The following is a 26,638-nucleotide window of genomic DNA, read 5'->3' as shown; positions in this document are numbered from 1 at the left end:
AGCCACTCACCGACCCAGCTCATCGACAACCACGCGTGCGACCGTCCTCGCTTTGACCGATTGTTTCTGCCTGGTGCGCACCACCACGACCACCGAGCGCGCGCCCTTGCCCACTTCGCTGCGCGCCAGGACATACACCGCACCGCTCGCCAGCACTGCGGCCCTACCTGCCCAATCCGCACCGAATGTCACCGGGAACGGACCCTCGTCGGCGGGTCCGGCCACTGCCTGCGCAACCATGTCGCCGGTGATGGCCGCATCGACCCGATACACGATGACCGCCAGGTGGAGCGCATCGTCGTAGCCGTAGAAGAAGCAGGACTCGGCCGGTGCCTGTCGGGCTGACACCTCAACGCGAGCGACCCGTTCACCATTTGCCTCGGCGGCCAGACGATCGGTGAGGTACCGGCATTCGCCAACCTCGTCCGGTACCGGCTCCGACGGCAGGTCCACCGGCGCTGTCGGCGATGCCGGGGTGGACTCCGGCCCCACAATCCCCCTTGGCGGTGCACATGCCGTCAGCGCCATCACTATCGCGATGGTTCCCGCCACCGCACTAACGGTACGGCGGGCCGCGAACCTCAGCCCGTCACAATTTTTCGACACCACGAAGCACACACCGAACATCGTTCCCACGCGCCACCGCATCCATCGGACCGGCCGCCAGGTCGACCCCGAACCGGGCCGTGCTGGTGAACTCGGCGGACTGGCCTCCTGGCACCGTCATGGTGGTCCGTGATCGCCCCAGGGTGGAGGAAGTGCTGGTGGTATAGCTGACCACGACCGAGAAGCGATGGTCTTTCCGATCTGGGTTGGTGATCGTTCCGGTAGCCACCCATCCTTCGTCGGTGCGGGTGCACTTGGTGACCATCACCGCTCCCCTGGCCTGCGGGTCGTTGCCGATATCGGCATCGGCAGTCCCCCGTGGGTCGTCCTTGCCACAGCCGGCCACCAGCGTCGTCGCCACCAGGGCGACCAGCAGTAATCCAGGTCCTCGGCGCAGCACGGTCACCAATGCCCTCCTCCGCTCCAGGCCGTGGTCGATCGACCACGGCGACCTCATCGGTCGTCTCCGCGCCTACGGCGGCTGATCAGCAGTGCCACGGCTCCCGCGAGCACTGCGGCTCCCGCGATCGCGAGCAGCGGACCGATCGCTCGCACACCCGTCATCGGAATCGGATCGGTGCCCTTGCCCTGTGGGGCAGGCGCCGGAACTGCGGGGCCACCAGGTCCGGGCTGCCATTGCCCGCCGGGGCCAGGCCTTGGAGCTGGTGCGCTCGGCCCTGGCTGTGGAGCGGGTGCGCCAGGTCCGGGCTGCGGTGCGGGTGCGCCAGGTCCGGGCAGCCCTGGGATGCCGGGGAAGCCGGGGATGCCAGGGATGCCGGGGGTGCCGGGGGTGCCGGGGGTGCCGCCGATCGGAATGGGGATCGGGATCGGAATGGGGATCGGGATCGGGATCGGGATCGGCACGATCACTCCGCCGCTGGAATCGTCGTCACCACAGTCACACTGACGATCAACAACCACTGTTACCGTGCCGGTGCCGGTGATGATCGTGCCGGTATCGGTTTTGGCGGTGACCACCACCTTGTTCTCGACCTTGCCGGCGAGGACGTCCGCCGCGGTGACGGTATAGGACGCTGCGGCCTTGCATTCGACCGATGCGCCGGGCGCCACTGTGGTCGCCGAGCAGTTCACGTGACCGATCAGTGGGTCGGCGACCGTCACCTCGGCCAGCGAAAGCGAGCTGTTGTTGGTCACCGTCACGGTGTACTCGATCTTGTCACCCGCGCTCAGTACCCCGTCACCGTTGACGTCGATCGCCTTGGCCTTCTTGATCACGCCGAGTTCGACCGGCCCCGCCACCGTGGTGTGCGTGCTGCCCTGCCCGCCGACTACCCCGCCACCGCTGGCGCGGCCGGTGACGGCGGCCGTGTTGTCGATCTTGCCCGCGTCCACATCCGCCTGGGTGACGGTGTAGGCGGTCGCCGCGGTGCAGTCCGTGGCGGCCTTCGGCGCCAGGCTGGTCGTGGCGCAGGTCATCGGGCCTGCCTTCGGGTCGTTGACCGCGATACCGGTCACCGTAGCGGTCCCGAGATTGGTGACCCGCACCGACCAGGTGACTGTGTCACCCACGCCGATCACCCCGTTGTTGTCGACGTCAGTGGTGACGGCCGTCTTGATCACGCCGAGCTCGTTCACCGGACTGATCGCCGTGTCGGTGGTGCCAGATCCGGTCGTCATGCGCCCATCGGGGTTCTTGGCAGTCGCCGTCGCGGTGTTGGTCACCACGCCGGCATCGATGTCTTCCTGGGTGATCGTGTACGTCGCGATCGCGGCACACTCGACCGACGACTTGGGCGCGATGGTTGTTTGCAGGCAAGCCACCGTCCCGGCCTTGGGGTCGCCGATCTTCAGGTCGGTGACCGTCACGGTGCCCGCATTGCCGACCGTCATGGTCCACTTCAGCTGGTCGCGCAGACCCGCCGCGCCGTCACCATCGACGTCGATCAGCTCCGCCTTCTTCAGCACGACGAGGTCGGTGTGCTGTGCGACCACTGCCGTCGCCGAACCACGGCCCTTCAAGGTATCGCCTCCGGGGGTTACGCCGGTGACCTCCGCGGTGTTATCGATCTTGCCCGCGTCGACATCGGCTTGGGTAACGCTGTACGGCGCGGTACCCGAGCATTCGGTCGAGGTACCCGGGGCCAGCGCATCGACCGGGCAGGTCACCGCACCGGCCAGCGGGTCGGTGACGGTGATCGAGGTCATCGACACCGTGCCCGCGTTGGTCACTATGAAGTGGTAGACGATCTGGTCGGCCAGGCCGAACTCGCCGTCACCGTCGATATCGGTGACCTCGAGCCGCTTGATCAGCCGCAGATCCGAGCTCTGGGATACCGGCGTGATGGTGCTCGCCCGCGAACCGACCGTGCCACCGTCCGGGGTTGTGGCTTTCGCCTCGCCGGTGTTGTCGACCGTCCCTGCGTCCACATCGGCCTGGGTGATCGTGTAGGCGCCTGCCGCACATTCCACCGACGCCTTCGGTGCCAGCGTGGTGCTCGCGCAGGTCACCGCACCTGCCGTCGCGTCGCTCAGCCGCACGTCCGACAGCGTCACCAACCCCACGTTGGTCACCGTGAACGTCCAGTTGATGCGGTCGCCGAGCCGGATGAGACCGTCACCGTTGACGTCCTCGACCGTGGCCCGCTTGATCAGCCGCAGGTCCGAGGCTTGTGACAGCGGTGTCTTGGTCGAGCTCTCGCCGGTCGGCGGCGAGATGCCCTCGGGCGTCTTGCCGGTCACCGTCGCGACATTGTCGGCCGAGCCCGCGTCCACTTCGGCCTGGGTGACGGCGTAGGCCGCGGCGGTGCACTCGGTGCTCGCGTTCGGCGCGAGCGAGGTCCTCGCGCAGGTGACCGCGCCCGCCTTCGGGTCGGTGATCGCGACCTCGGTGACCGTTACGGTGCCCCGGTTGGTGACCGTGAAGGTGTAGGCGATCTTGTCACCCAGCCCCACGTCGCCGTCGGCGTTCGTGTCCTCGATGGTGGCCCGTTTGATGAGATTCAGGTCGGCGTTGCGGGTCAGCAGGGTCGTGGTCGACGCTTGCGCGCCCACCGTGCCGCCGCCCGGCGTCGAGCCCTTGACCTCGGCGGTGTTGTCCACCGTGCCCGCGTCCACCTCGGCCTGCGTCACCTTGTAGGCCGCGTCGGCTGTGCATTCGATGGACTCATTGGGCGCGATCGAGGACTTCGCGCAGCTCACCGCGCCTGCCTTCGGATCGGTGATCTTCACATCGCCGACGGTCACCGTGCCGGGGTTGGTGACGGTGAACGACCATTCGATCGTGTCGTTCAACCCCATCCGGCCGTCACCGTCGACGTCGACCAGGCGTGCGTGCTTGATCAGGCGCAATTGCTCGAACTGTGCGATCGGCGTCTTCGTGCCGCTCTCGCCCTTCGGCGGAACGACGCCGTCGGGGGTCTTGCCGGTCACCGTCGCGACGTTGGCAACCTCACCGGCGTCCACGTCGGCTTGGGTGATGACGTACTCGCCGCCTGCGCACTCGGTGCTCGCCTTCGGCGCCAGCGTGGCCGCCGCACAGGTGACCGTACCCACCTTCGGGTCGGTGATCGCGACATCGGTCACCGTGACGGTGCCTGCGTTGGTGACGAGGAAGGCGTAGTGGATCTTGTCGCCGCGTCCGGTCTGCCCGTCACCGTCCATGTCCTGCACGGTGGCCCGCTTGATCAGGTTCAGGTCGGCGCGCTGAGTGATCTTGGTCGAGGTGACCGCCTGCCCTGTCACCGATCCACCGGGCACAACGCCTCTGACCTCGGCGGTGTTGTCGATCGTGCCTGCGTCGGCATCGGCCTGGGTGATCGCGTATGCCGTTGTCGCGGCGCACTCGGTCTGGGCGCCCGGCGCCAGGGTTGCCGTCGCACAAGTCACGGCACCGATCTTCGGGTCGACCACGGTGACGTCGGTGATCGTCACGGTGCCGGTGTTGGTCGCGGTGAAGGTGTAAGTGACGGTGTCGCCCACACCGACATCACCGTCGATATCGGCATCGGTGACCGCGGCCCGCTTGATCAGGGCGATCTGACCGCGCTGTGATACCCGTGTGGAACTTCCCGCCTGATCGCCCACCGTGCCGCCGCTGGGCGTGGTGCCGCGCACCTCGCCGACATTGTCCACTCGGCCCGCGTCCACGTCGGCCTGAGTGATCACGTAGGCCGCGGCCGCGGTGCACTCGGTTGCCGACTTCGGCGCCAGACTGGTTTGTGCGCAGCTGACCTGACCGGCCTTCTGGTCGGTGATCCGCACATCGGCCAGACTCACCGTGCCGATGTTGGTCGCGGTGAAGCTCCACCCGATCGTGTCGGCCACACCGATGTCGCCGTCACCGTCGACATCCTTGGCGACCGCCCGCTTGATCAGGCGCACCGCGTCGGCTTGCGCGATCGGAGTCGTCGTGGCCGCAGTCGCCGTCGGCGTGGCGCCGTTGGGCGCGTTGCCGACGACGTTCGCGGAGTTGGTCACTTCGCCTGCGTCGACATCGGCCTGGGTGATCGTGTACACCTGCGCCGCGGCGCACTCCATCGTCTGGCCGGGTGCCAGTGTCGTCGCACCGCAGTTGACGGCGCCTGCCGTCGGATCCGTCAGATTGATACCGGTGAGGGTGACCGTGCCGGAGTTGGTGACAGTGAAGGTGTAGCCGACCGCGTCGCCGAGGCCGATCTCGCCGTCACCGTCGACATCGTGGGCTTGCGCACGCTTGATCAAGCCGACCGACGGGTTGTAGGTAACCGGCGTGACCGTCGATGCCGCACCGGTGGTGGCGCCGCCCGACGGTGTCGTCGCGGCTGCTGTGGCCTGGTTGACCACCGAACCGGCGTCGGCGTCGGCCTGCGTGATCACGTAGGCCGCTGCGGGCGCGCATTGAGTGCTCGCCCGCGGCGCGAGCGCGGTCGCCGCACAGGTCACCGCGCCTGCCTTCGCGTCAGCGACGGTCACGTTGCTCAGAGTGACCGTGCCCGCGTTGGTGACCGTGAAGGCCCACTGGATCTGGTCACCCGCCGCGATGATGTTGTCGCCGTTGGCATCCACCGCGACGGCGGTCTTGATCACGCGCAGGGTGGAATCCTGCGCGATCGGTGTCTGCCCGACCGCGCCCGCGGTGGGTTTCGTCCCGTCGGGCGAGGTACCCGTCGCGGTGGCGGTGTTGTTCACCGCGCCCGCGTCGACGTCGGCCTGGGTGATGGTGTGCGGGGCCGCGGTGCACGAGGTCTGCGCGCCCGGTGCGAGGGCGGTGGCCGCGCAGGTCACCGCGCCCGCGGTGGCGTCCTGCACGCCGACCTCGGTCAGGTTGACGTTTCCGGTGTTGGTGACCGCGAACCGCCATTCGATCCGGTCACCCAGTCCGATCCGCCCGTCGTTGTCGACATCCTGCGCGACCGGCGTCTTGGTGAGCGAGATCTCGGGCACCCGCTGCAGTTCGGTCACCGAGACCGCACGACCCTGCAGTGGCTGCCCGGTCGGGGTCTTGCCGGTGGCCTCGGCGGTGTTGGTGACTCTGCCCGCATCGACATCGGCCTGCGTGACGACATACTTGTTCGCGGTGCAGGTCGTCGACGCCTTCGGCGCCAGCGTGGTGGTCGGGCAGCTCACCGTCCCCGCCATCGGGTCGACGACCGTCACATCGGTGATCGTGACAGTGCCCTGATTGGTCACGGCGAAGGTCCATTCGATCTGATCGCCGAGCCCGATCCGGCCATCGGCATCGCCATCGATCGGGTTGGCCTGCTTGATGACACCGAGGGCGAGTCGTTGCGAGATCTGCACCTCGGCGGTGCTCCGGCCCTCGACCGGGCCACCGTTGGGCGGATTCGCCGTCACCGCGGCCTCGTTGAGGACGATGCCTGCGTCGACATCGGCTTGGGTGATGCCGTACCTGGCCGCCGTGCAGGTCATGTTCGCCTTCGGCGCGAGCGTCCCGCTCGGGCAGGTGACCACACCTGACTTGGCATCGGCGATCTGCACGTTCTGCAAGGTGACCGACCCGGGGTTGGTGACCAGGAAGCTGTAGTCGACACCGTCGCCGAGGCCGATAGCGCCGTCACCGTCGAGATCGACCGGGTTCGCCTGCTTGACCAGGGCCACTTCAGCACGCTGCGAGGTACGTACCTCGGCCGACGCCCCGGCTCGGACCGGATCTCCGCTGGGCGGGGTTCCCGAGGCCGTCGCGGTGTTGTTCACTGCGCCCGCGTCCACATCAGCTTGGGTGATCTTGTACCTGGCCGCGGTGCACGAGACGATGGCCTTGGGTGCGACCGTGGTGCTCGGGCAGTTCACCGCGCCGGCCTTCGGATCCTCGACGCCAACGCTGCGCAAGGTCACCGAACCGGTGTTGGTGGCGGCGAAGGTGTATTCGATCTCGTCACCGAGCCCGATCAGGCCATCGGTATCGACATCGATCGGCGTGGCATGTTTGATCAGCCCGATCTCGGCGCGCTGTGCGACCGGGACTTCGGCGGAGGCTCGTCCTTCCACGCTGCCGCTGTTGGGTGTTGTCGCGGTGGCGCGGGCGCTGTTGGTCACTGTGCCCGAGTCCACGTCGGCCTGGGTGATCTTGTGCCGGGCCGCGGTGCAGGACTCGGTCGCCTTGGGCGCGAGTGTGCCGCTCGGGCAGGTCACGGCGCCCGCTGTCGGGTCGTCGACCTTCAGGTCGTTGACTGTCACGGTGCCCTGGTTGGTTACCTGGAAGGTCCACTCGATCTCGTCATCGACACCGATCGCGCCATCGCCGTCGATGTCGATCGGGTTGGCCTGCTTGATCAAGCCCAGTTCAGCCCGCTGAGTGGTCCGGACCTCGGCAGCGGCCGAAGCCTGAATCACCTTGTTGCCCGGTGCAGTGCCGACCGCGGTGGCGGTGTTGACCACTGTGCCGGCATCCACGTCAGCCTGCACGATGGTGTAGCGCGAGGTCGCCGTACACGCGGTTGCGGCCTTCGGGGCCAGCGTGGTCGACCGGCAGAACACAGTGCCTGCCTTCGGGTCGTCGATCTTCACCTCGGCGAGGGTGACCGAGCCCGCGTTGGTCACGGTGAAGGTGTACTCCACCTGGTCGCCAAGACCGATAGCACCGTCGTTGTCCACGTCGACCGCGGTGGCCTGCTTGATCACGCCGATGTCGAGGTTCTGTGTCAGTGGCACCTCCGCGGAGGCGCCGCCGCCGACCGTCCCGCCGTCGGGTGTAGTCGCGGTGGCGGATACTTTGTTCGGCACTCTGCCGGTGTCGACCTCACCTTGAGTGATCTTGTGCCTGGCGGCGGTGCAGGTGACCCCGGCCTTCGGCGCCAACGTCGTGCTCGGGCAGGCGATCGTGCCGACTGTCGGGTCGTCGAGGGTCAAGTCCTGCACCGTGACAGTGCCCTTGTTGACGACCTGGAACTTCCATTCGATCTCGTCGTCGATTCCGATCAGACCGTCTTTGTTCACATCGATCGGGTTGGCCTGCTTGATCACGCCGAGCTCGGCGCGCTGCGCGATCTGCACCTGTGCGGTGGCCTTGGCTTGCAGCGCGGAGCCGTCAGGTGCCGTGGCTGTCGCGGTCGCCTCGTTGGTCACCTTGCCCGCGTCCACGTCGGCCTGGGTGATCTTGTAGCGAGAACCCGCGGTGCACTGTGTCTTCGCCTTGGGTGCCAGCGAGGTCGCCGCGCACGTCACCGCACCCACCTTCGGGTCGGTGAGCTGGACGCCGTTGACGGTAATGGTGCCGTTGTTGGTCACGGTGAACGCGTAGGCGATTTCATCACCGCTGCCGATCAGTCCATCCTTGTCGACGTCGACCGGGGTGGCCTGCTTGATCAGTGCCAGATCGGTGCGCTGGGAGACCTTGACCTCCGCCGATGCCCGGCTCTCGACCACCTGCCCGGTCGGTGACTTGCCGGTGACCTTGGCGTTGTTGGTGATCTTGCCCGCGTCGACGTCGGCCTGGGTCACCTTGTATCGGGCAGCGGTGCACTGGTTGGCCGCCGCGGGAGTCATGCTGGTGAGCCGGCAGGTCACTGTCCCGACCTTCGCGTCGGTGACGGTGATGTCGGACAGCGTGAGGGTGCCGGGATTGGCGACGGTGAAGGTGTATTCGATCTCGTCGTTGAGCCCGAGCAGACCGTCCTTGTCGACATCGATCGGCTTGGCCTGCTTGATCAGGCCGATCTCGGCCTTCTGCGCGGGGGCCACCTGGGCGGCGCTGGTCGAGGTCGCGGTGGTTCCGCTGGGAGCGGTGCCGGTCGCAGTGGCGTCGTTGCGGATCAGACCGCCGTCGACGTCTGCCTGCGCCACCGTGTGGCTCCCGGTGCACGTCATAGTCGCGCCGGGAGCGAGGCCAGCGCCTGGGCAGCTGATCGCGGCGACCTTCGGATCTGTCACAGTGACGCCGGTGAGCGGCACATTGCCGGTGTTGCGGACCTCGAAGGTGTAGTTGATCGTCTCGCCCACCGAGGCTCCGCCGTCGCCGTTCGTGTCAACGAGTGCGGGCTTCTTCGCCAGGGCGACATTCGCCGTGTCGGCCAATGGCACGGTGACCTTGGATTCGTTCGAATTCGTCGGCGTCCGGTCCGGGAACGCGGCGGTAGAGTACGCGGTGTTCGTGAACGTGTTCTTCAGCATGTCCGTCGCATTCACAACATGCGAACCTGTACACACGATGGAGCCACCTGTGGTCCCGACCGGTTGCAGAGTTGTCGACGGGCAAGAAATGTCGGCGACCGCGGGATCGTAGACCCGCACATCATTCAATTGCGACAACGACGTGTTGCTGACCACGAATTGATACCGGATGGAGTCGCCGAGTTTGTAATTGGCCGGCGCCGCCTGCGTCTTGTCGATCTGTTTCACGATATTGAGCGGCCGCAGTTCCACCAACGAGTTCACCTGCAGATTGCGAATGAGGTGCACATCATTGGAACCACCGGTGCTGGAGGCGAAACCGAATTTATAGGTGGCAGGCGCGTCGGCAGGCATGGTCTGCTGCAGCACCTGGGTGCCGTCGATGTATACCGTTACCACCGGCCGGGCTTCGGTGCCGACCGTGATGCGCACATTACGCTTGGAATCCGGCAGGGTCGCCGCGCGCAAGCCGTTGGAAATCCGAGAGCTACCGAGCCAGCAGTATCCCGACATTCCCTCACCGGGTCCGCGCAATGACGCCGTCTGCGGCTGGCCGCTGGTGTACGGCGACTTCGTCGGACAGCCACTGCCCTTGCGGTCGGAATCCGGCGCGAAGTTGCCGAAGGCGTCCAGACCGACGCCGAGGTAGGCGCCGTGCACACCGGGTAGGTTGTTCGCCGCGCTCTGCGCGTAGCCGAGCGCGCCACCGGAGGCGCCGGTCGCATTGAGGCTGACAGCTCCGTCTACCAGGAAGAAGCTGATGCCGTCTGCCCCGCTGCCACCGTATTGGTACTGCTCGAAGCTGATATCGAGACCGCCGTTGCCGGGCAGCGGGCGGTCGTACACCACGCCACCGGTACGAGTGTTACTCGCATCAGTGAGCTGCAGGTAGCCCGGCGTCTGACCGACCGTGGGCGACTTGTTGGTGCGCGAACAGCGACCGATGGTGGATGCTCCGCTCGGCGGCGCGCCGGAAGCGCCGGTCAAACAGGCATCGCCGAGTGGCTTCAACCCCGAATCCGACACCGACGCTTCAGTAAACGTCTCGGTGAACAGTTTCGAGCCGGCAGCGTGCGCCGGCGACGACAACGGCACTGTCAGGCTGGCCACAATCGCGGTGAGAAGCACCACCGACATCCGACGCATCTGTAGCGTTCGCACACAAACCCCAGTTCGTCGATGGGTCAGTGGTGCTGAAAATAGCAAGAACTTTCGTGTTACGTCCGAACGACACCTCAACAGAACAGAAGATTTTCAGCTCGCGAAAGAATTCATGCTCACCAATCGAGCCAAGGCCAACGGGCTGCGCGCGCAGGCTTTCCGGGCTGGTTGTGAGGGACTGCCCCGGTAAGGGTTCCCGCTGAGCCGGAAAGCGGATTATCAGGTTCCGGCCGGCACCTGGTCATGGTAGTTGGCTGCGTATTCGTCGGGTGACCGCCAAGATTCTTCTGTACAAAATCGAATCTTCTGTGGTGCTAAGGGGACTCGAACCTCTGAGCCCTGATCAACGCGGGCTGCGCCCACCCAGCATGCGCACGCAGAGTGTGAGGAATCGCCACAGTCCGGGCAGGGCGCCGGGAAGAGCGAGGACAGTGGTCACGGTTCGGGTTGTCGGGTCGGGCAGCGGGCGGCTCGCGAAGCGGTCGTCGAGCCAGTCGAACATCAGGGGCGCGGCGAAGATCGCCAGGCTCAGGTGCTCGCTGAGCCGGTCGCGCAGGTAGGTGACGTGAGCGCCCACGGCATGGTAGCGCTGAACTTGGTCGTCGACGTCGTCCACCGCGATGAGCTGGTCGCCGACACTCTGCACGACGAACATCGGCATCGTCGGGGCGTTTCTGCCCAGCTGCAGACTCCGCAGGAGCTCGACGATCTCCGGTTGGGCGAGGATGTCGGCCAGCGGCTCGGTGACCAGGTCGTCGAAATCCATGCGCGGCCCGCGTAGCACGGCGCCGACGGTGGTCTGTCCGGCCAGCGCGGCCAGCCGCCGCACCCCCGCGGGGGTGGCGGTTCGGTTGAGGACGTCGTCGAGCGCGGGCGAGATCCGGCGCAGTCCGGCGACAACGATGGCGGGGATGCCGGCGAACAGCGTGCCGTTGAGCCGCAGGAAGGCGGAGGCGGGGTCACCGACCGGCGATCCGGCGGCGGCACCGACGATGGTCAGCTCGGGTGCGTAGGAGCCTGCCATCTCCGCGGTCCACGATGTCGCCATGCCGCCGCCGGAGTAGCCGAACAGGGCGACCGGAGTTGCCGGGTCGAGTCCGAGCTCGGCGAAACCCAGTGTGGCCCTGATTCCGTCGAGCGAGCGGTACCCGGGCTCACGCGGAGCCCCGAACGCACCGATCATGCCCTCGTGATCTGGTACCGCGACGATCCAGCCCCGTTCGAGCGCGCTCCCGATCAGGAAGAGCTCGAATTGCGGCACCGCGCCCAGTGCCCGCGCGCCTTGCCGCAGGGCATACGAGGGGAAGCAGTGCGATGGCACCGCATCGATCGCGCACTGGAAACTGAGTACCCGATCCGGTCGGGCCGCGACGCGATCGGGTACCAGCACGGTGCCCACCGTGGTGTCGGGGAGCTGATCGAGATTCGTTGTGCGATAAAGCAATTGCCATGCCGTGATCGACTGGCGGACGAATCCGAAGGCCCCGAACCGTGACCGGTCGCGAGTGCAGGATCGTGCCGGGTGCCGTCGACTCCCACCTCAACACAAACCCTGACGCATCGCTACGGCTCGACGCTGCTCTCCTGGCAGATCGGTGCTGACGCAAACCTCGGACTAACCGCAGGCCCCTGAGCTGCAATTCGACGTAGACGATCTTGATCCCGAATGCCTCATACAAGTCGTGTTGCAGGGGTCGGGCGCGATGGTCAGGTTCACTCTCAGAAGCGGTAGTTCTTCGATCAAGTCGGGTTCGTTGGGCGTGACTGCTGCGAGCAGCCCAAGATCATCGATCTTCCTGCCGAGGCATGGATCAACCAGCCACCGCCGAAACAGGCGAGAAAAGCCAGCCGTCAGCTGCAACTTAATTAACACCTGCCGGACTCATTCACCTTGACAAATTCCGCCATCGCCACCGTTGAGAAGCCTCAGCTTAATAACCGTCGGTCCAGTTGTCGGAGTCGACCATGTAGCGCTGGACAATGAATCCGTACCGATGGTCGCGAAATCCCTCTTGTCCTTGCAACCGGTCGATCGCTGCGCGAGCGTCTGCCTCGGTGGCGTACACACCGATACGTTTCACCTCATCAAGTCCGCTTTGTTTCCGATATGAGTGCTTCAGCAGGAAGACATCTTCCATGACGAACTCCTCTCCTTACGCAAATCCTTCGGACCAACTGTCATGCCCTAGCGTCAATCTATTGATACAGAAATCATCAGGCCGATCACGAAAACCCGGCAGGACTGATATGCGTTCCACTGCTTTTTCCGCCTCCTCCTCCGATGAGTAGATTCCAATGGTACGAACTACATCCTCACCATTGTCGAGTTCGTACCAGTGATCAACTACGAAGACATACATATCGGGCTCCATGCTACCTCCGCCTCACTATTCCGGGTCCTGCCAAGCGCGGTCACCGTACTTCTTGATCTTGTTGTACTCGCTGCCGGGCCCAGTGTCGCTCCAGTTGCCTTTGCCATACTTTTCATCCATCAACCTACGAGCGTAGTCTTTCCCAGATTCGCCGACGTAAGGCGCGCGGCCCTTCGCCCAACTCGGAACGTCGTCGGCCTTCTCCTTGCCAGTACCCTTCTTAGCCTGAATCCACCGACGTAGTGGGGAATCGAAGGGCTGGTGAATTGGCGAAAGTGTCCTCTGACCTGGAAAGATTGGTGTTCTCGACGCAACAATCAGATCCAATTCAGAAAGACACTTTCAGTGCGATTGTTCCACACCTTCGCCGAGGACTCGGCACGCTTCGATGACGACAACCTGATCTCGGTGGCCGGGTTGGTACCGGTGATGGCATTGGCCGAGCAAACGGGCCTGACCAGCATGTTGGCCGATAAAGTCGCGATCGCTTCGCCGCGGATCAAGTCCGGTTCGGCCAATCCCGCGCCGAAACTGGTCACCCTGATCGCTGGGATGTGCGCTGGCGCGGACAGCATCGACGACATCGACCTGCTGCGCAGCGGCGGTGGCAAGAACCTGTTCGGCGGCGTGTATGCGCCCTCGACCGTGGGAACCTTGTTGCGGGAGTTCACCTTCGGGCACGGCAAGCAGTTGGAGTCGGTGCTGGGTACCCACCTGGTGGCGCTGGCCGGCCGGGTCGATCTGCTGCCCGGCGCCGCGGTGCGGTGCTTCGTCGATATCGACTCGTTGCTGCGTCCGGTCTATGGCCACCAGAAACAGGGCGCGTCCTACGGACACACCAAGATCGCGGGTAAACAGGTTCTCCGCAAAGGGCTTTCGCCTCTGGCTGCCACAATCAGCACAGACCTCGCCGCTCCGGTGATCGCCGGGATGCGGTTGCGGGCGGGCAAGACCGGTTCCGGCAAAGGGGCTGCGTCGATGGTCACCGCCGCGATCAACACCGCCCGCGCGGCCGGGGCCACCGGGCAGATCCTGGTGCGCGGCGACTCGGCTTACGGCAACCGCAAAGTGGTGCGTGCGGCGTTGCGCGCGGGCACGCAGTTCTCGCTTGTGATGACCCGCAATCGCGCGATCGATCGCGCGATCGGCGCGATCGCCGAGGACAGGTGGACGCCGGTGAACTATCCCGGCGCGGTCCGCGACCCCGATACCGGTGAGTGGATCTCTGATGCCGAGGTCGCCGAAATCGATTACACCGCTTTCGCTTCCACCAAGGACAGGGCCACCGCGCGGCTGATCGTGCGGCGGGTGAAAGACGCCCGTTACCCCGATGCGTTGTTCCCGGTCTGGCGGTATCACCCGTTCTTCACCAACTCCGGCGAAGCCACCGCCGAGGCCGACATCACCCACCGCAAACACGCCGTCATCGAGACCGTGTTCGCGGACTTGATCGACGGACCGCTGGCCCATATCCCGTCCGGGAAATTCGGGGCGAATTCTGCCTGGGTGCTTTGCGCGGCGATCGCGCACAATCTGCTGCGCGCTACCGGGGTCCTCGCTGGCGCACAACTGGGCATGGCTCGCGCGGCGACCTTGCGCCGCAAGATCGTCAACATTGCGGCCCGTCTGGCCCGCCCCCAGCGCCGACCGGTCCTGCACCTGCCCAGCCATTGGCCCTGGATCGATGCATGGCTCATGTTGTGGCACAACACGATCGGCTACTCACCCCCACCACCGGCCATCAACTGACCAACCCGGCCAACCGGCCCGAACCGAGATCCACGTGGAAAAGCTGGGCAGACCAGCGGCTACTCCACACCCGAAACACGCTGGTCCACGCGCCTGCGGCGCGCGGACCAGCCCGACAACCGGGTCGGTGGATTCAGGCTAAAGCTGCGGTGGGCGACCAAACGCTACGACCTCCCCCGTCTCACCAAAACTGGAACTCGCGGGCAGACGTCTGGCGGCCATTGACCACGTTCTACTTCGGGCAGCCGGGGGTCGTCGGACTCGTACTGCACAGCGGTGCGCTGCCGCTACCCATACCGGCGCTTCCGGTGCTGACCGGGGTATTGGCGACGGTCTCGGCGTCATCGCCTTCGTCTTCGCCCTCACCGAGGGTAATGCCGAACGACGACCCGGACCCTCCACTACCGGTGCCCAGCAGGTCGACCAGGTCGATCAGGCTCTCACCTGAACCCGTGGCAGCTGAGGCGGTACCCGCAGCACTCAGCATCAGGCCCGAAGCCACCATCACCGCAGCGCCGATCGCACGAAACTTGTTCACAGAAACTTCTCCTCATCAGATGGTTCATACCGGCCCCGACCGAACAGTCGGGGTTACAAGCAAATTCAGGGTTGGAATTTCACAGAACGGCGATGTCCGATGACAAGCACGTTGCCGGTTGTTCGCCTTCTACTCAGCCCTTAGCCGCAGTTGGGAAACGGAGGTCTGTCGTTCAGCGAGCGGACTTGCTGTATCCAGACGCTGCAGCGTGAATCTGTCGGACGTAGGCGTCGGAGTGGTTGTACGCGAACACCGCACGCCTCCACCCGGCCGCCGTAGCGAGATCCCCACCCGATGCGCACAGGTACCGGCCAGCCGCCAGAGCGGCATCGTCGATGTTGTCCGGACTACCCGAGATCGTCTCGGGAACAACCGGCTTGGCTTTCTTGAGCGCGGCTGACAACGTGGGGTAGTCGACGCCCGCATGAACACCCCACCGCTTCCACGTATCGGGAATGAACTGGAACGGCCCCGCAGCTTGCGCGAATACCGTGTGCCCGGCACGTGCCGTCGCACCAGGGTCCAGAATCCGGGCATTGCCGTTGGTCCCATCGAGCGCGACCCCACGGATCGGCGGACTCACCTGTCCGTCTGCTGCGGTCTTCGCACCTCGATGACGACCGTGGTCGCTCTCGACCCGCGCGATCGCGGCGAGGGTCGTCCATCCGAGGTGACAACCCGGCGACGTCTTGGCCATCACCACCGTCGCGTATCCGTACGCTAGGAGCGCCCGCGGCGGGATCCCGTACTTTTTGCCGCGGGCTTGGGCCCAGTTCAGCAACGAATCATCGTGCCGGTCCGCTGCGACGAGTTGGATCGCAGGCAGTGATTCCCCCCGGTCCGGGGCAGGCAATGCAGTCTCGTGTCGCGACCCGTCGCCGCATCCCGCAGCTGCGACGATCGCACAGGCGGACAGAAACATCCCGAGATATCGAGTCGCCGCTACCTGCACGGCGGAACCGTAGTGGTTGTCTTCTTCGGCGTCGTCGTCGAAGGCTTCGGGCGCGGCGTGGTCGTTGTCGGCCTGGGCGTTCGGGTCGTCGTCCTCGGCGTCGTTGTGGTCGGTTTCGTCGTGGTCGGTTTACGCGTGGTCGACGGGGTGCTCACGCAGGAAGTCGGACGGGGTGTTGTCGTCCGCGTACGAGACGGGGCGGTCGTTGTTTCCGCCGGGACCGTCACTGTCACAGTCGACGGTGGCGCGGTGCCGCGGTCTCCGGGCTCGCGTGTCGGTACCTGTACCGACACGCTGCCGTTGAGCGAAACATTGGGCCACTGCGAGCCCGGCTCGCTCGGAGCGGGCGTGGTGATCGTTTCCGTCGGTGTCTCCACCACAGTCTCGGTCTCAGTTGCATACGGGTCATCCACCGGCTCGGCGGTTTCGGTGACCGTGATCTCAGAAGGAGCCAAGGGCACCTCGGTATCGGAAAACTCCATCGCCGGGTCATCGCCCGGTAGGGGTACATCGAGAGGCGTTTCGCCGATCAGAGGGGTCGTTTCAATCGGGAACTCAGTAGTCGAGGTTTCGTAGGCACTCGGCAGAAGTTGGGAGAAGTCGTCGTAGGACTGAGTACCTTCCAAATCCGTCATCTCCGAATTCGCCGCGTCAGCAACCTCATCGGAGGCCTCCGACTCACCTCCGGTGACAATAAGGACCCCGATCAACGCAACCACCACCGCCGCAGCGGCACCGGCGTAGGTGAGGTGGCGGGCCATACCTTCTTCGGGCAACCAGCCGGTCACTCGCCGCCATGACCTCACTAGCAGAGACGTCGGCTCGTCTGCCTCGTCAGAGTCATCGAGCAACTCATCGTCATCGAAGTCATCAACTGCCCCTGGAATGGGTAAGAACTCGGTTTGCTCTGGATCCACAGGCCCGAGAGCTCCCTCATCGGTCAATTTCATTACGCCACAACCTCTTCACCTCACGAGTTTCCGTACCCGCCGTAGCTTCCACCCAGCTCAGGAACCGGTCACTACCCCCCGCAACAGCCGTCCCACAAAGCCAGGCAGCATGTCCTCAACAGATCCGGTACTCACAGCACCGGACGAACCTGTCGTCGAAGAACCCGCAAAACCAGGACCGCTGAACGACGACCCACTATCAGAAGTTTCACTCTCATCCGACGAATCTTCATCTGCCTCCGCAATCGAAACCGTTACCGGCTCGGCAGCTTCGGCGACAGCAACTGCGGTAGACATCGCCACCACGCCGATCATCCCCACGACACCAGTAACGAGACGCATCCCGACACGACTACTCATCTCACTATCTCCATCTCACGCAATCTTTCACACGACCATGTGGTCACTTCTGCACGAGTGGGGCCCCGGTTCATTCGGCAGCTGCCCCACCTAATCAACCACGGGCCCCGACTCGAAACCCCACCATTCACGGCCCCAATGACCGCAACCACCACACCCACAACGGGATCCACAACATCGATCCCTACCGATAATTCAAACTCCGGCCGGAGACCCTCACCACTTCGGCTACGACACCGAAACGACACCAACCGACCCGGACCGTTCCACGCGAACGGTACCGAGTCGAGCACCCAACCTCAGCGGGCACCCCGCACACCGATCAACCTAGAACAATGCAAGAGTAGCCGGCTACTCGGGCAAATTGCGCAACTCTTATCCGTCACAGAACCCGAGATCGGAGCAGCAGATCCAGAACCCAGCCAGACGAAAGAATCGACCAGGTCAGTGATGGAGTGAGAAATTAGGCAGCCGAGGTTGTGCTGGCCACATCGATTGCCAGGCCAGCCACCACAAAGTGGCACCAACTACTCAGGAATTATTCACAGACGAACTCCTCACCAGAATTGCTCTGCGACGGCATCGAGCACAGACCCGCAGACCGGGCTACAGATTCTCCCGATAGAAATATTTCTACCAGATCCTCACGTAACCAACAAGCTCGTGACAAGAGCTATAAATCTAGAGCAGATAAGTATCATTCAGGCGCGCCCTAGCCAGCCCCCTGACAGAAGCCCATCCATGATGATTAACCACCGTTGCAACCCCTTGACGCCGCGGCTCGACATCGAGTCGAGCGACTACCGCCACTTTGAACAAAGTGTTCCCAGTCAGGGATGGACGTACAGTGCGGAACCAAGTGCGCGGGCGAGCTTTCGCTGTATCCGACGAAGGACCTGAATGGTCTCCACGTCGCGCAGACCCGTAGTGGTCGGCCACTCCACACCGGATCCGAAGACATCGCTGGCGAATACCAACTCAGTCGCCACTAGGATTCGACGCCAATCCCACGTGCTCAGCGGCACATTCGAAAGCAACGCTGCATGCAACCGTCGCCGTTGTACGTGCAGGTCTGCAACGCCGTCGAAGCCCATAGCGACCGCGAGAGCGTCAGTGGGTTGGGATGGTCCGCCCCATTCACTTAGCCCTCGAAGCATAGTCTCGAGCTCGTCTTCTGATAGTTCAATCGCTGCCAAGTCATCGGAATTCATGCGCCTATCATGACCTACGAACTCTCAGGTGTCGACAACCAGGTCCGGCCTACGTCGCCAATCCCGCTATCGAATATCCCGCAGACACGCCGGCTATCCTCGCAGTTCTCGGAGGTGCGGGCGTCCCGCATTTTCATAGGCCGCAATTCTGCGAATTCCACGATCAAAGGGATTACTCCCATATTGGACTGAGGGAAACACGTTTCCCTCAGTCCAATTGCGACTCCGACTACGATCATCAAGCTCTGGGCGATGACCATGTTGACACGATACCCCGATAACTCAGGTGCGGCAGCTTCAAGGGCGATTTACCGATCATTCTTCACATGGCGCTCATCATAGCCCCTGCCAGACTTCATCCCAATCTTTACCCGTCGCTTCTGGCCTGAATACTGTACCTCCATCCTTGTGTTCCGGATCGTGAACAACGATGGTGTCGCCGTCACTGTAGGCCTCCCGGTTTCTTGACAGAGGCTTCGAGTAAGTGGGGTTTTCCATAATGTCTTCAACGAGTTCACCGAGGTCGGGCACCGACATTCCTGGGAATTCAGCTGCATGTTTCGATCCGGCGTGGCCAGCGGCAATGTCGTCGGCGTCTCCTGACCTCCATGCTGGTGCAGGAATTCCTGCTTGGTTTGTAGATCCCATTGTTTGGGCAGGAGCTGGCGTCGTTGCTGCCGGAGGGTCGTTATCACTTCCGAAGACGTCGATGCTGGGCGCCTCGATCGGATTTTCATTTAGGTACATCCCGCCGTAATAAAGCAACGCTGCGGCGCCGGCGGTACCACCCGCAAGTACTGCAACTGCACAAGGCGGGCATCTTCCGCTGAGATCCAGCGTGTTTACCGGGTCGCCATTGACGTAGTCATAGCTGTTAGCTGAACCGCCTGGAACCGGGTCGACTTGCAGGAACCGGCCCAGGATGGGCAAGTAGGTGCGTGCCCCCATCTCCAGAGCTTGTTGGCTGGCAATGTGTTCGACAGGCACTGTGTGTTGGCCGAGCCAGCCGAAGTCCATCCCGCCCTCTGCCGTAGCGGGGATCGGGATATCGCCGAAGGCGCCTGTGCTGGGGTCGATATTCTGACCGTAGGGGTCGTAGAGTCGGATGGATCCCGTTCGTGCCCCTGTCCCGTCTGCAGTGACCATGATGTCGCCGTGCATGTTCGGGTAGGACCAGTTCCCGGTGTTCTGGGCGTAGTTCTTAGTTAGGAGCGCTCCGCCGGGAAGTTTCAATACACGTTGGCGTAGTTTGCCTGAGCTGTCGAGTACGAACTCGGGGCCGCTGGCGTCCGAGCTGAACCCATAGCGGGTGACTTGTTCAGGATTCGATTGGTCCTTGACAGTGCGGACAGATATACGGTCGTGGACATCCCGCGTATAGGTAACTGAGCGCCCAGCCGCAGTAGACGTAGTTACGTGCCGACTCACCGAGTCGTAGCCGAGAGTATCGCTGCCGATCTTGATTGTGTTGCCGTAGTTGTCATAAGCGAAGGACAACTCGGTGGCACCGTTGGTGGACAGCAGCCGGTCTGCAGCGTCGTAGCAATAGTTGGTGACCGCGGCCGGCGCCCCGTTGAAGCTGTCGGAGAAGGAGGTGCGGTTGGTGTTCAGGCCGGCCGCCTGATTGGGTCCGCAGCTGTTTTCAGCAGCGTAGCTGTAGGTCAGCTGATGGAATGGCACGGTCGCCGCTACGAGTCGGCCGACTCCGTCATATGTGTAGCTAGAGCTATAAATGTTCTCAGGATTGGCGGTATCGGTGATTCTTTCATCAAGGATCCGCTGGTCACGGGATCTGGTAACCGCGCTGATAATCTCGGATCCAGCGATCTTCCATTTGAGCCCGACTGACGAGCCTGCGTCATTGTGGCCGATACCGAGCGTGGATCCGTTTCCATAGGCGGCACTGGTTAGAACCCCGGCTTGATAGCCGGGAGTTGCCACCGTCGTTCCGTCCAGTTGAACGCGGGTCAATCGAGATGCGTTGTCCCACGAGAAGTTCAGCGCTGAGGTAACTCCCCCGGCATTGGCCGTCTCGCTAGTTTTCCGCCCGGCCAAGTCGTACCCGGACGTGGTGGTGACGCCGTTGGCATCAGTATATGACACGACCTGGTGGTGCATGTTGAGAACAGCGGTGGTTGATCCGCTGTTGTCGGTGGCCTTCTGCTTGCGGGGGTCGCCGCCGACTGCGTAGTCGTGAGTAACGGTGCGAGCTGGTTGATCTCCCATGGCAGGGTAGGTCTTTTGAAGAACTCGGCCGCGAGGGTCGTAGCTTACGCACGACCATGCCTCACCATTGACCCGTGTAGCAGAAATCCGACCAGCGGCCGTATACACGGTCTCCAACGTGTTTGTTGTGCCGTTCGAGGCTTTCGCCGAGCGAACCAGTTTGACTCGGCCACCCTGATGCACGGTCGGCGAGCCCGATTCGCAGGGATTCGAACGTGTTTCGGTGTCGCCGTAATACTCCGAAGCACCACGGGTGTCGCTATTGCTGATATCGCCAGCAGGCAGACTTGCTGAGAGCTGTCGGAGAAATCCCTCGCCGGGCTTCTCAAATAGTGTGCGGCCGGTCAAATTTAGGCCGCCGGGATCGCTAGTCTTGGTAGTAGCGAGCCCGAAGACGGGATCGATCCCGTTCGCTGAGTCTGCGTAGCCAGTGGTTAGACGTTGCGCGGGGGCACGTTCAGTTTCACCGCCGGAAGTGTTGTAGCTGATCTTGCTAGTGCTCAATCCATAGCGGGGAGCAAGGTTTTCACCCGGCACGGTTACAGTTGCGCCGGAACTCGGTGGAGTCCAAGTGAGGTCGAGCCCGCCGGTATTGCCAGCGCGGTTGTAGTAGTCGACGCGAAGTTTGTGTCTGCCACCCGGTATGTGATTGGTGTAAGTACCCGACGTCGCGGTAGCGGCCTTGTCTGTCCAGCTGTCGACGATGAGGAACTCGTCGATCCACAACCTCACCCCGTCTACCACGGTGAAGCCCAGCTTGTACTCGCCAGCCTGAGGCAGTTCGATCTCTCCGACGAATCGGGCTGACCAGCCGCTGGTGTTGGCTAGCGGTGGCGTCGGTCCCCAGTTCCGGGAAAGGCTGCCGTCGGCGGTGCCGACACCTGTGGCCCATTCTTTAGGGACGCCAGCGAGGTACGGGTTGTCATAGAACGCGGCTTCGAGCCCGCGAATGTTCTCATCGTAGCCGAATCGGTTGTGCGGCATGGTCGACGTGCACTCGGGCTGGGGCAGCTGCCCGCTGAAGCAGGCAGAGGGCGCCGGACCGAAATGATCAGTCGGACGGTCTGCGTGGTCGTAAACCATCGTCGAGCGGCGGCCCGCACTGTCGACACTGGCGGTAAGTTTGTCCTTGGGATTCCACTCAGAACGATCGGTGTTTCCGACAGCATTAGTATCGGTGAGCTGACGGCCAGCTGCGTCCCAAGTGACCGTGCGGAAGCCTAACTGTTGGATGCCGGCGGCATCGATATATGCCTTTCTATTGGCAATTTCGTACCGATAGGAATGCGCAGGCCGCGGCGCCATATCTCGACCGGTGGCGGTGGGGCCGGTGACATTGATGGCCCTTGTGTGAGGTGGTCGGCTGGCCGTCGAGTCGTCGTAGAACGATTCATATTCGATCGTTGTGCGTTCATAACCAGCGACTACAGAGCCGGTTGCACGCAAGTCGACCGCGAGACCGTCGCGAACCTCGTTCAGCAGGCCGACTGAGTTTATGGCTGCAAGCTTCTTTTCGGTGTTGCTGCCAGCTTGGTCATATTCTAGCTTCGCAGCCTGCATGTTCATGTAACTGTAGTCCAGAATCTCGGATCCCGGATTTTCGATTCGGCCCAAAGCTCCGGCAATGTACCACAGCCGAGTTTCGGTGCCGTCCCAGTATTTGATCCGACATAGCTTTTGCGTCGGCGCGGAATTGGTGCCTGTCGGGAAGGAAGCTCCGCCGTAGCAGTTGTTGGTGTTGTCAGTGTTGTAGTGCAGGGTGTGCGCACGACCGGAGACCGGGTCTTTGATCTGGGTCAACCGGGCTGGGGCGCCGCTGTAGAGGTACTGCAGCGACGCAGGCTTCTTGCTGTCGGCCACTGTCGACACCGCGGCGAGGGTGCCATCCACGTTGAACACAGACACTGTGCCATCGACAGTCACGGAGACCCGTCCGCCGGCATCGACTGCGAGGACACCGTCTTCGCCATTGGGTGGCGCGTAGCCACCGGCAGATTGCTTACTCCAGCCGTGTTTACCTCCGGAGGCATCGGTCAACACAACCGATCCGTCGAGCATTTCGGCTTGCACGTACTTTGATCCCATCACGCCGAAGGTCCACCCGGTCGGCAACGGTGCGGGATCGGACGAAAACAGCCACTCGGAGGTGACGATGCGTGGGTTCCAGTTGTGAGTGCGCGAACTCGTACCGGTGGTGGATTTGGCCCACAACACCATCTGAGGTTTAGCCGTCGTGCGGTGATAGAGCTCAACCTTGATCGGCACCCGCTGCCCTGCGATCAGCGATATATCGGTGGCTTTCTTCGGACCAGCGGTGGTGAACGTGGAATCGACCTGGGCCGGGTTCGGGTTGTCGTAGGCGAGCTTGTCGTCGACCCAGATCTTCGCCCCATCGGCATGGTTGCCTGCGAAGCTGAAGTCACCGGTCACCGCAGGCTGGAAGTAGCCTTCCCACCGAATGACGAACCACTGCTTGTCCAAGGCCGGCGGCATCGGATCTTCACGGAAAGGATTGTTCTCCGGAGCGTTGCTCCACCAATTGCCCCAGTCGAGGTTGACCTGGGATTCGTTGCGCACCAGCATCGGCGTCGTATCCGCGGCCCCGTCATGGTCGGCATCGTTGAAGTAGGATGCGCGCACACCGTGCGAATCACCTCCCAAACGGGAGTTGTAGGCGAACGTCACACCGGCGGCTCCACCCAGCGCCTCGAACGTTGGGCCTGATGCGGCGGTTTGGACGTTGCCGTTAAACAGGTTGGTCGTGACCGGGCCGAATCGATCCGCCGGAGACGGGCCCGGGTTGCCGATGCGTTTGTTGATCCTGAAGTGGCCGACCCAATTCTGCGGAGTCGCTGTCGAACCACCCGAAGGCACAGTCGCGACCGACCAGGTGTAACGAGCACCATCGCTCAGGACATCCTTGGGAACAGTCCACGCCGGGGTCGTCAAACATCCCGAATCGACCACGCTGCCCGAGCGTCCGTCGAAACCGGTGGACACCTTGAAGCAATACTTCGTCCCCGGCGGACCCGCACTGACCTCAAGAGTGGGAACGTCGGTCGCGATGGTCGAGTCCTCTGCCGGGCCGACCAAATTCACCTGCGGACCCGGCGGCGGCGGAACGACCGGGCCGTCGGCGTAGTCGACGACCAGCGATGCCTGCAGCTGTTTATAGGAGTAGGTGTTGGTTTCTGTGCCGCCCAACATGAACCAGGCGTTCTTGTCAGATGCCTTCGCTCGATCATCGATCATCGCGACCAACGCCGGAGCAACCAGAGACCCGGTCTCGCCGATACTCGCCGAAGCCAACTCCGCACCCAGCGAAGTGAAACTCCGCGGCGTCGTCGCCTGAAACAACTTCACCAGCGAGGCCGGCTTTTGCTCAGCGGCGGTCGAGGCGAGTTTCAGATCCATCCGGGCCGAGGTAACAGTCTTACCCGCCAACGGCGTCAGGTCATAACGCAACGCCGAACGCCAGAACGCGTTCTGCCCGATGACGTTTCGGGCATTGCCAGTACGGATGCCGCAGCTGAAACTGCACGGCAAACCGCCCTGGTTGTAAGTGATCGCTTCGGACTGCTGCCCGAACCCCCACGTGTAGGTCGGGTCGACCGTGATCGGGAACTTGCGCGCCTTGTCGGTCAACCACTTCTTATCGACGGCGACGCTGAGCTGCCAGTTCTCACCATCACGAACAAGACCATAGGCGCCGCCAGTACGGGCAGATGGCTTCTTGTCCTTCTCGCTACCCGCAGAATCCCAGACCTCGATCGGCGGCAACACCGCAACGACCTTGCCCGACTTGTCAGAGATCTTGACGACGTTGCCGTCGACCTTCGGCGTCAACCCCCCGGTCTTGAGGGTGAAGTCCCACTTGGCATCACCAACCGCCGCACCGGTTTTGAGGACGATCGACTCCTTGACCGAATCAGCCGTGACCTCGTAGGTGACATCAGTATTAGGCAACGCGTTCGCGTAGGTCGCGGTCGAGCCCGAGACCTTTCGCCCGGCCTTGCCCGCACCCTTGAGCTCGATCGTGACCGGAGTGCCGTTCTGATTCACCTGGAACAACGCCGGATCATTGGCGAACTCAGCCAACTCCACACCGGTCCCCGCACGAGCGGGAACCGCCTTCTTGGAATCCTTCTTGTCCACCAAGCGGGTATCCAGCGGTGCCCAACCGCCCTTGCCATCAGGCACGCTCAGCGGATCTTTCGACAGCACTACCGTTTTGGAGCCATCAGCGTTGGTAAACTCGATCGAACTCTCGGCGCGGCCGGATTCCTTCGACGTTTTCGGGTCGAAGGAACTCTTATTCGGCTTCGGCGCCTTGCCCCCATCTGCCAACAACGGGGTGAAGTCAGCTTCTGGCTGCGGCTGCTCCTTGGTCGGCTCGCCCTTGGCCGTCGATACCATCAACGGCACCGTCCTCGGGTTTTTACCCTTCGGTGCCGCCGATGCCGAAGGCGCCATAGCCACTTGCGTCACAGCGGCAATCAACAACATCGTGAGAACGACCGACCACGCGACTGCGCGGCGGAACAACCACAAAGCGGGTAACAGGCGTAGAACGCTGCCCCGATTACGAACCCTCATCACACTCCACACACCACGCCCCACCAAGGGGCAAACACACATCCGCAACACGAACGTCACAATTCGGGCGAAGCGTACACAGCGACCAATGGCTAAGGTCGCCAACTAGTTCCACATCCGCGCTTACCGATAGCGATCTACGTCACAGGATGACGGTTTCCCATCTCTGGGCCCAGCCCGAGCTGTTGCCAGCGAGCGCTCCTTCACCGTAACGCTCCAGCAGAAGTGATCCACCATCCGACAACGCCACATTGCAGCAAGAGCCGTCTTCAGATGCGCGCACTTGTGTTGCGGCAGCGCCACTTTGAACTGACAGCCCCATTACGATCGCAAGTCTTCACCGCCGCGGAAGAGCCACGAAGAATCTTCCGCATTCAACCAAGTGGAGCTTCTACGAATCCATTGCAATCAGACATAGGAGCGAATCAGACCTAAACTAGGTTGTGATATATGCCACTCAGAATTCTCGCGGCAAAGCGTAGCTGGAGCACCAAGTCTGGACGCAGGATCGATTGCGTCCCGCCGCGAGGGATCAACGACGAAATCGGCGTACCCGATTCGTATCGGACCTTTCGCAGCGGCGACACCCACACTCTGAATCACCTGCGGCACAAACCTTTCCGCCGTCGCAGACAAATCTCCGTCGCGAAGTACGCGTAACGCTAGCTCATAGCGCCCGAACACCGGATCCCGATCGCTGCGAGGATGTCACGATTTACATGCTTCGCGCGCCAGCGGTCGCCGCCACCTTCGCGAACGACTCGGCCGGATCACTGCGGGCGATCACGTGTTCGAACTGGCTGACGGTTCCGGGCCAGGCATTGGCGACCATGCCGTCCCCGCGCTTCCACCACGCCGTCGCCACGCCACCGCACCAGATGCTCCGCGCGAGAGCACGATCCAGCCGATCGAGATAGATCGCCATCGCCCGCTCAGTCACCTCCACCGGCGCACCCCAGTCGGCACTGAGGGCCAGACAGCGCATGATGTACCGGGCCCGGTGTTGCTTGACCGAGGGGTTGCTGTTCGACGGAGTGAAGGAGTGCGGCCCAGCGATCATGCACAGATTCGGAAAGCCCGGTATCGCGAGTCCGTAGAAGGCGGTCGGTCGTCCTCAGCACCGCCACTGGTCGTGCAGGTCTACGCCGCCGCGGCCCCGGATCCGTATTCCGGCAAAGAATTCCGGGGGCACGGAACCCGGTGGCCCACACGATGACATTCGCGCGACGCTCGGTGCCGTCGACAGTGCGGATCCTGTCCGTTGCCAGCCGGTCGATGCGGTCAGTCACCAGTTCGACCTGTGGCTGGGTCAGCGCCGGATAGTATCCGCTGTCGAGCAGGATCCGTTT

The 26,638-nt window shown here is 63.2% G+C and carries 14 protein-coding genes; 2 read left to right on the top strand and 12 right to left on the bottom strand.

The features are described 5' to 3' along the window. Positions 1–6: 6 nt before the first annotated feature. Genes ACTWPB_RS14820 through ACTWPB_RS14810 form a run of 3 tightly spaced genes read right to left on the bottom strand, consistent with a single transcriptional unit; the run spans position 7 to position 10,020 of the window. Positions 7–552, bottom strand: a complete 546-nt coding sequence (locus ACTWPB_RS14820) for a DUF2020 domain-containing protein (protein WP_446221256.1) — start codon at positions 550–552, stop codon at positions 7–9. A 37-nt stretch (positions 553–589) separates the two neighbouring features. Continuing rightward, complete coding sequence (locus ACTWPB_RS14815) at positions 590–1,012, bottom strand: hypothetical protein (protein WP_446221255.1); 423 nt, start codon at positions 1,010–1,012, stop codon at positions 590–592. A 47-nt stretch (positions 1,013–1,059) separates the two neighbouring features. Further along, positions 1,060–10,020: a DUF7507 domain-containing protein gene (locus ACTWPB_RS14810; protein ID WP_446221254.1), complete on the bottom strand. Its 8,961-nt coding sequence runs from the start codon at positions 10,018–10,020 to the stop codon at positions 1,060–1,062. A gap of 73 nt (positions 10,021–10,093) precedes the next feature. On the opposite strand from ACTWPB_RS14810, the gene ACTWPB_RS14805 reads away from it, so the two are divergent. Further along, the gene (locus ACTWPB_RS14805) at positions 10,094–10,525 is read left to right on the top strand and encodes a hypothetical protein (protein WP_446221253.1); all 432 of its coding nucleotides are present in this window, start codon (positions 10,094–10,096) and stop codon (positions 10,523–10,525) included. A gap of 153 nt (positions 10,526–10,678) precedes the next feature. Here the strand turns inward: ACTWPB_RS14805 and ACTWPB_RS14800 are convergent, their stop codons facing one another. The 3 genes from ACTWPB_RS14800 to ACTWPB_RS14790 form a co-directional block, all read right to left on the bottom strand. Then, positions 10,679–11,779: a lipase family protein gene (locus ACTWPB_RS14800; RefSeq protein WP_446221252.1), complete on the bottom strand. Its 1,101-nt coding sequence runs from the start codon at positions 11,777–11,779 to the stop codon at positions 10,679–10,681. A gap of 487 nt (positions 11,780–12,266) precedes the next feature. Beyond that, on the bottom strand, positions 12,267–12,473 hold the full coding sequence (locus tag ACTWPB_RS14795; protein WP_446221251.1) for a hypothetical protein: 207 nt from the start codon (positions 12,471–12,473) through the stop codon (positions 12,267–12,269). A gap of 15 nt (positions 12,474–12,488) precedes the next feature. Next, the gene (locus ACTWPB_RS14790; RefSeq protein WP_446226350.1) at positions 12,489–12,695 is read right to left on the bottom strand and encodes a DUF7336 domain-containing protein; all 207 of its coding nucleotides are present in this window, start codon (positions 12,693–12,695) and stop codon (positions 12,489–12,491) included. Positions 12,696–13,052: 357 nt separating this feature from the next. Between ACTWPB_RS14790 and ACTWPB_RS14785 the strand changes: the two genes are divergently transcribed. Then, complete coding sequence (locus ACTWPB_RS14785) at positions 13,053–14,456, top strand: IS1380 family transposase (protein WP_446221250.1); 1,404 nt, start codon at positions 13,053–13,055, stop codon at positions 14,454–14,456. Positions 14,457–14,688: 232 nt separating this feature from the next. On the opposite strand, the gene ACTWPB_RS14780 is transcribed toward ACTWPB_RS14785, so the two are convergent. The 6 genes from ACTWPB_RS14780 to ACTWPB_RS14755 all read right to left on the bottom strand — a co-directional run bounded on the left by ACTWPB_RS14780 (position 14,689) and on the right by ACTWPB_RS14755 (position 26,349). Continuing rightward, entirely contained in the window at positions 14,689–14,994 is a 306-nt protein-coding gene (locus tag ACTWPB_RS14780; protein WP_446221249.1) for a hypothetical protein, read from the bottom strand. Positions 14,995–15,166: 172 nt separating this feature from the next. Then, a complete protein-coding gene (locus tag ACTWPB_RS14775; protein WP_446221248.1) occupies positions 15,167–15,775 on the bottom strand; it encodes a murein transglycosylase in 609 nt (202 codons plus the stop codon). Between the two features lie 161 nt (positions 15,776–15,936). Continuing rightward, complete coding sequence (locus tag ACTWPB_RS14770; protein WP_446221247.1) at positions 15,937–16,896, bottom strand: hypothetical protein; 960 nt, start codon at positions 16,894–16,896, stop codon at positions 15,937–15,939. A gap of 57 nt (positions 16,897–16,953) precedes the next feature. Continuing rightward, on the bottom strand, positions 16,954–17,256 hold the full coding sequence (locus tag ACTWPB_RS14765; RefSeq protein ID WP_446221246.1) for a hypothetical protein: 303 nt from the start codon (positions 17,254–17,256) through the stop codon (positions 16,954–16,956). Positions 17,257–18,803: 1,547 nt separating this feature from the next. Continuing rightward, the gene (locus tag ACTWPB_RS14760) at positions 18,804–25,199 is read right to left on the bottom strand and encodes a PA14 domain-containing protein (RefSeq protein WP_446221245.1); all 6,396 of its coding nucleotides are present in this window, start codon (positions 25,197–25,199) and stop codon (positions 18,804–18,806) included. 805 nt (positions 25,200–26,004) lie between these two features. Further along, positions 26,005–26,349, bottom strand: a complete 345-nt coding sequence (locus ACTWPB_RS14755; protein ID WP_446221244.1) for a hypothetical protein — start codon at positions 26,347–26,349, stop codon at positions 26,005–26,007. Between the last annotated feature and the right edge of the window lie 289 nt (positions 26,350–26,638).

The sequence above is a fragment of the Nocardia sp. IBHARD005 genome (genome assembly GCF_052814245.1).
The sequence above is the reverse complement of the archived record's forward strand: the minus strand, read 5'-3'. Positions and strand labels throughout refer to the sequence as shown.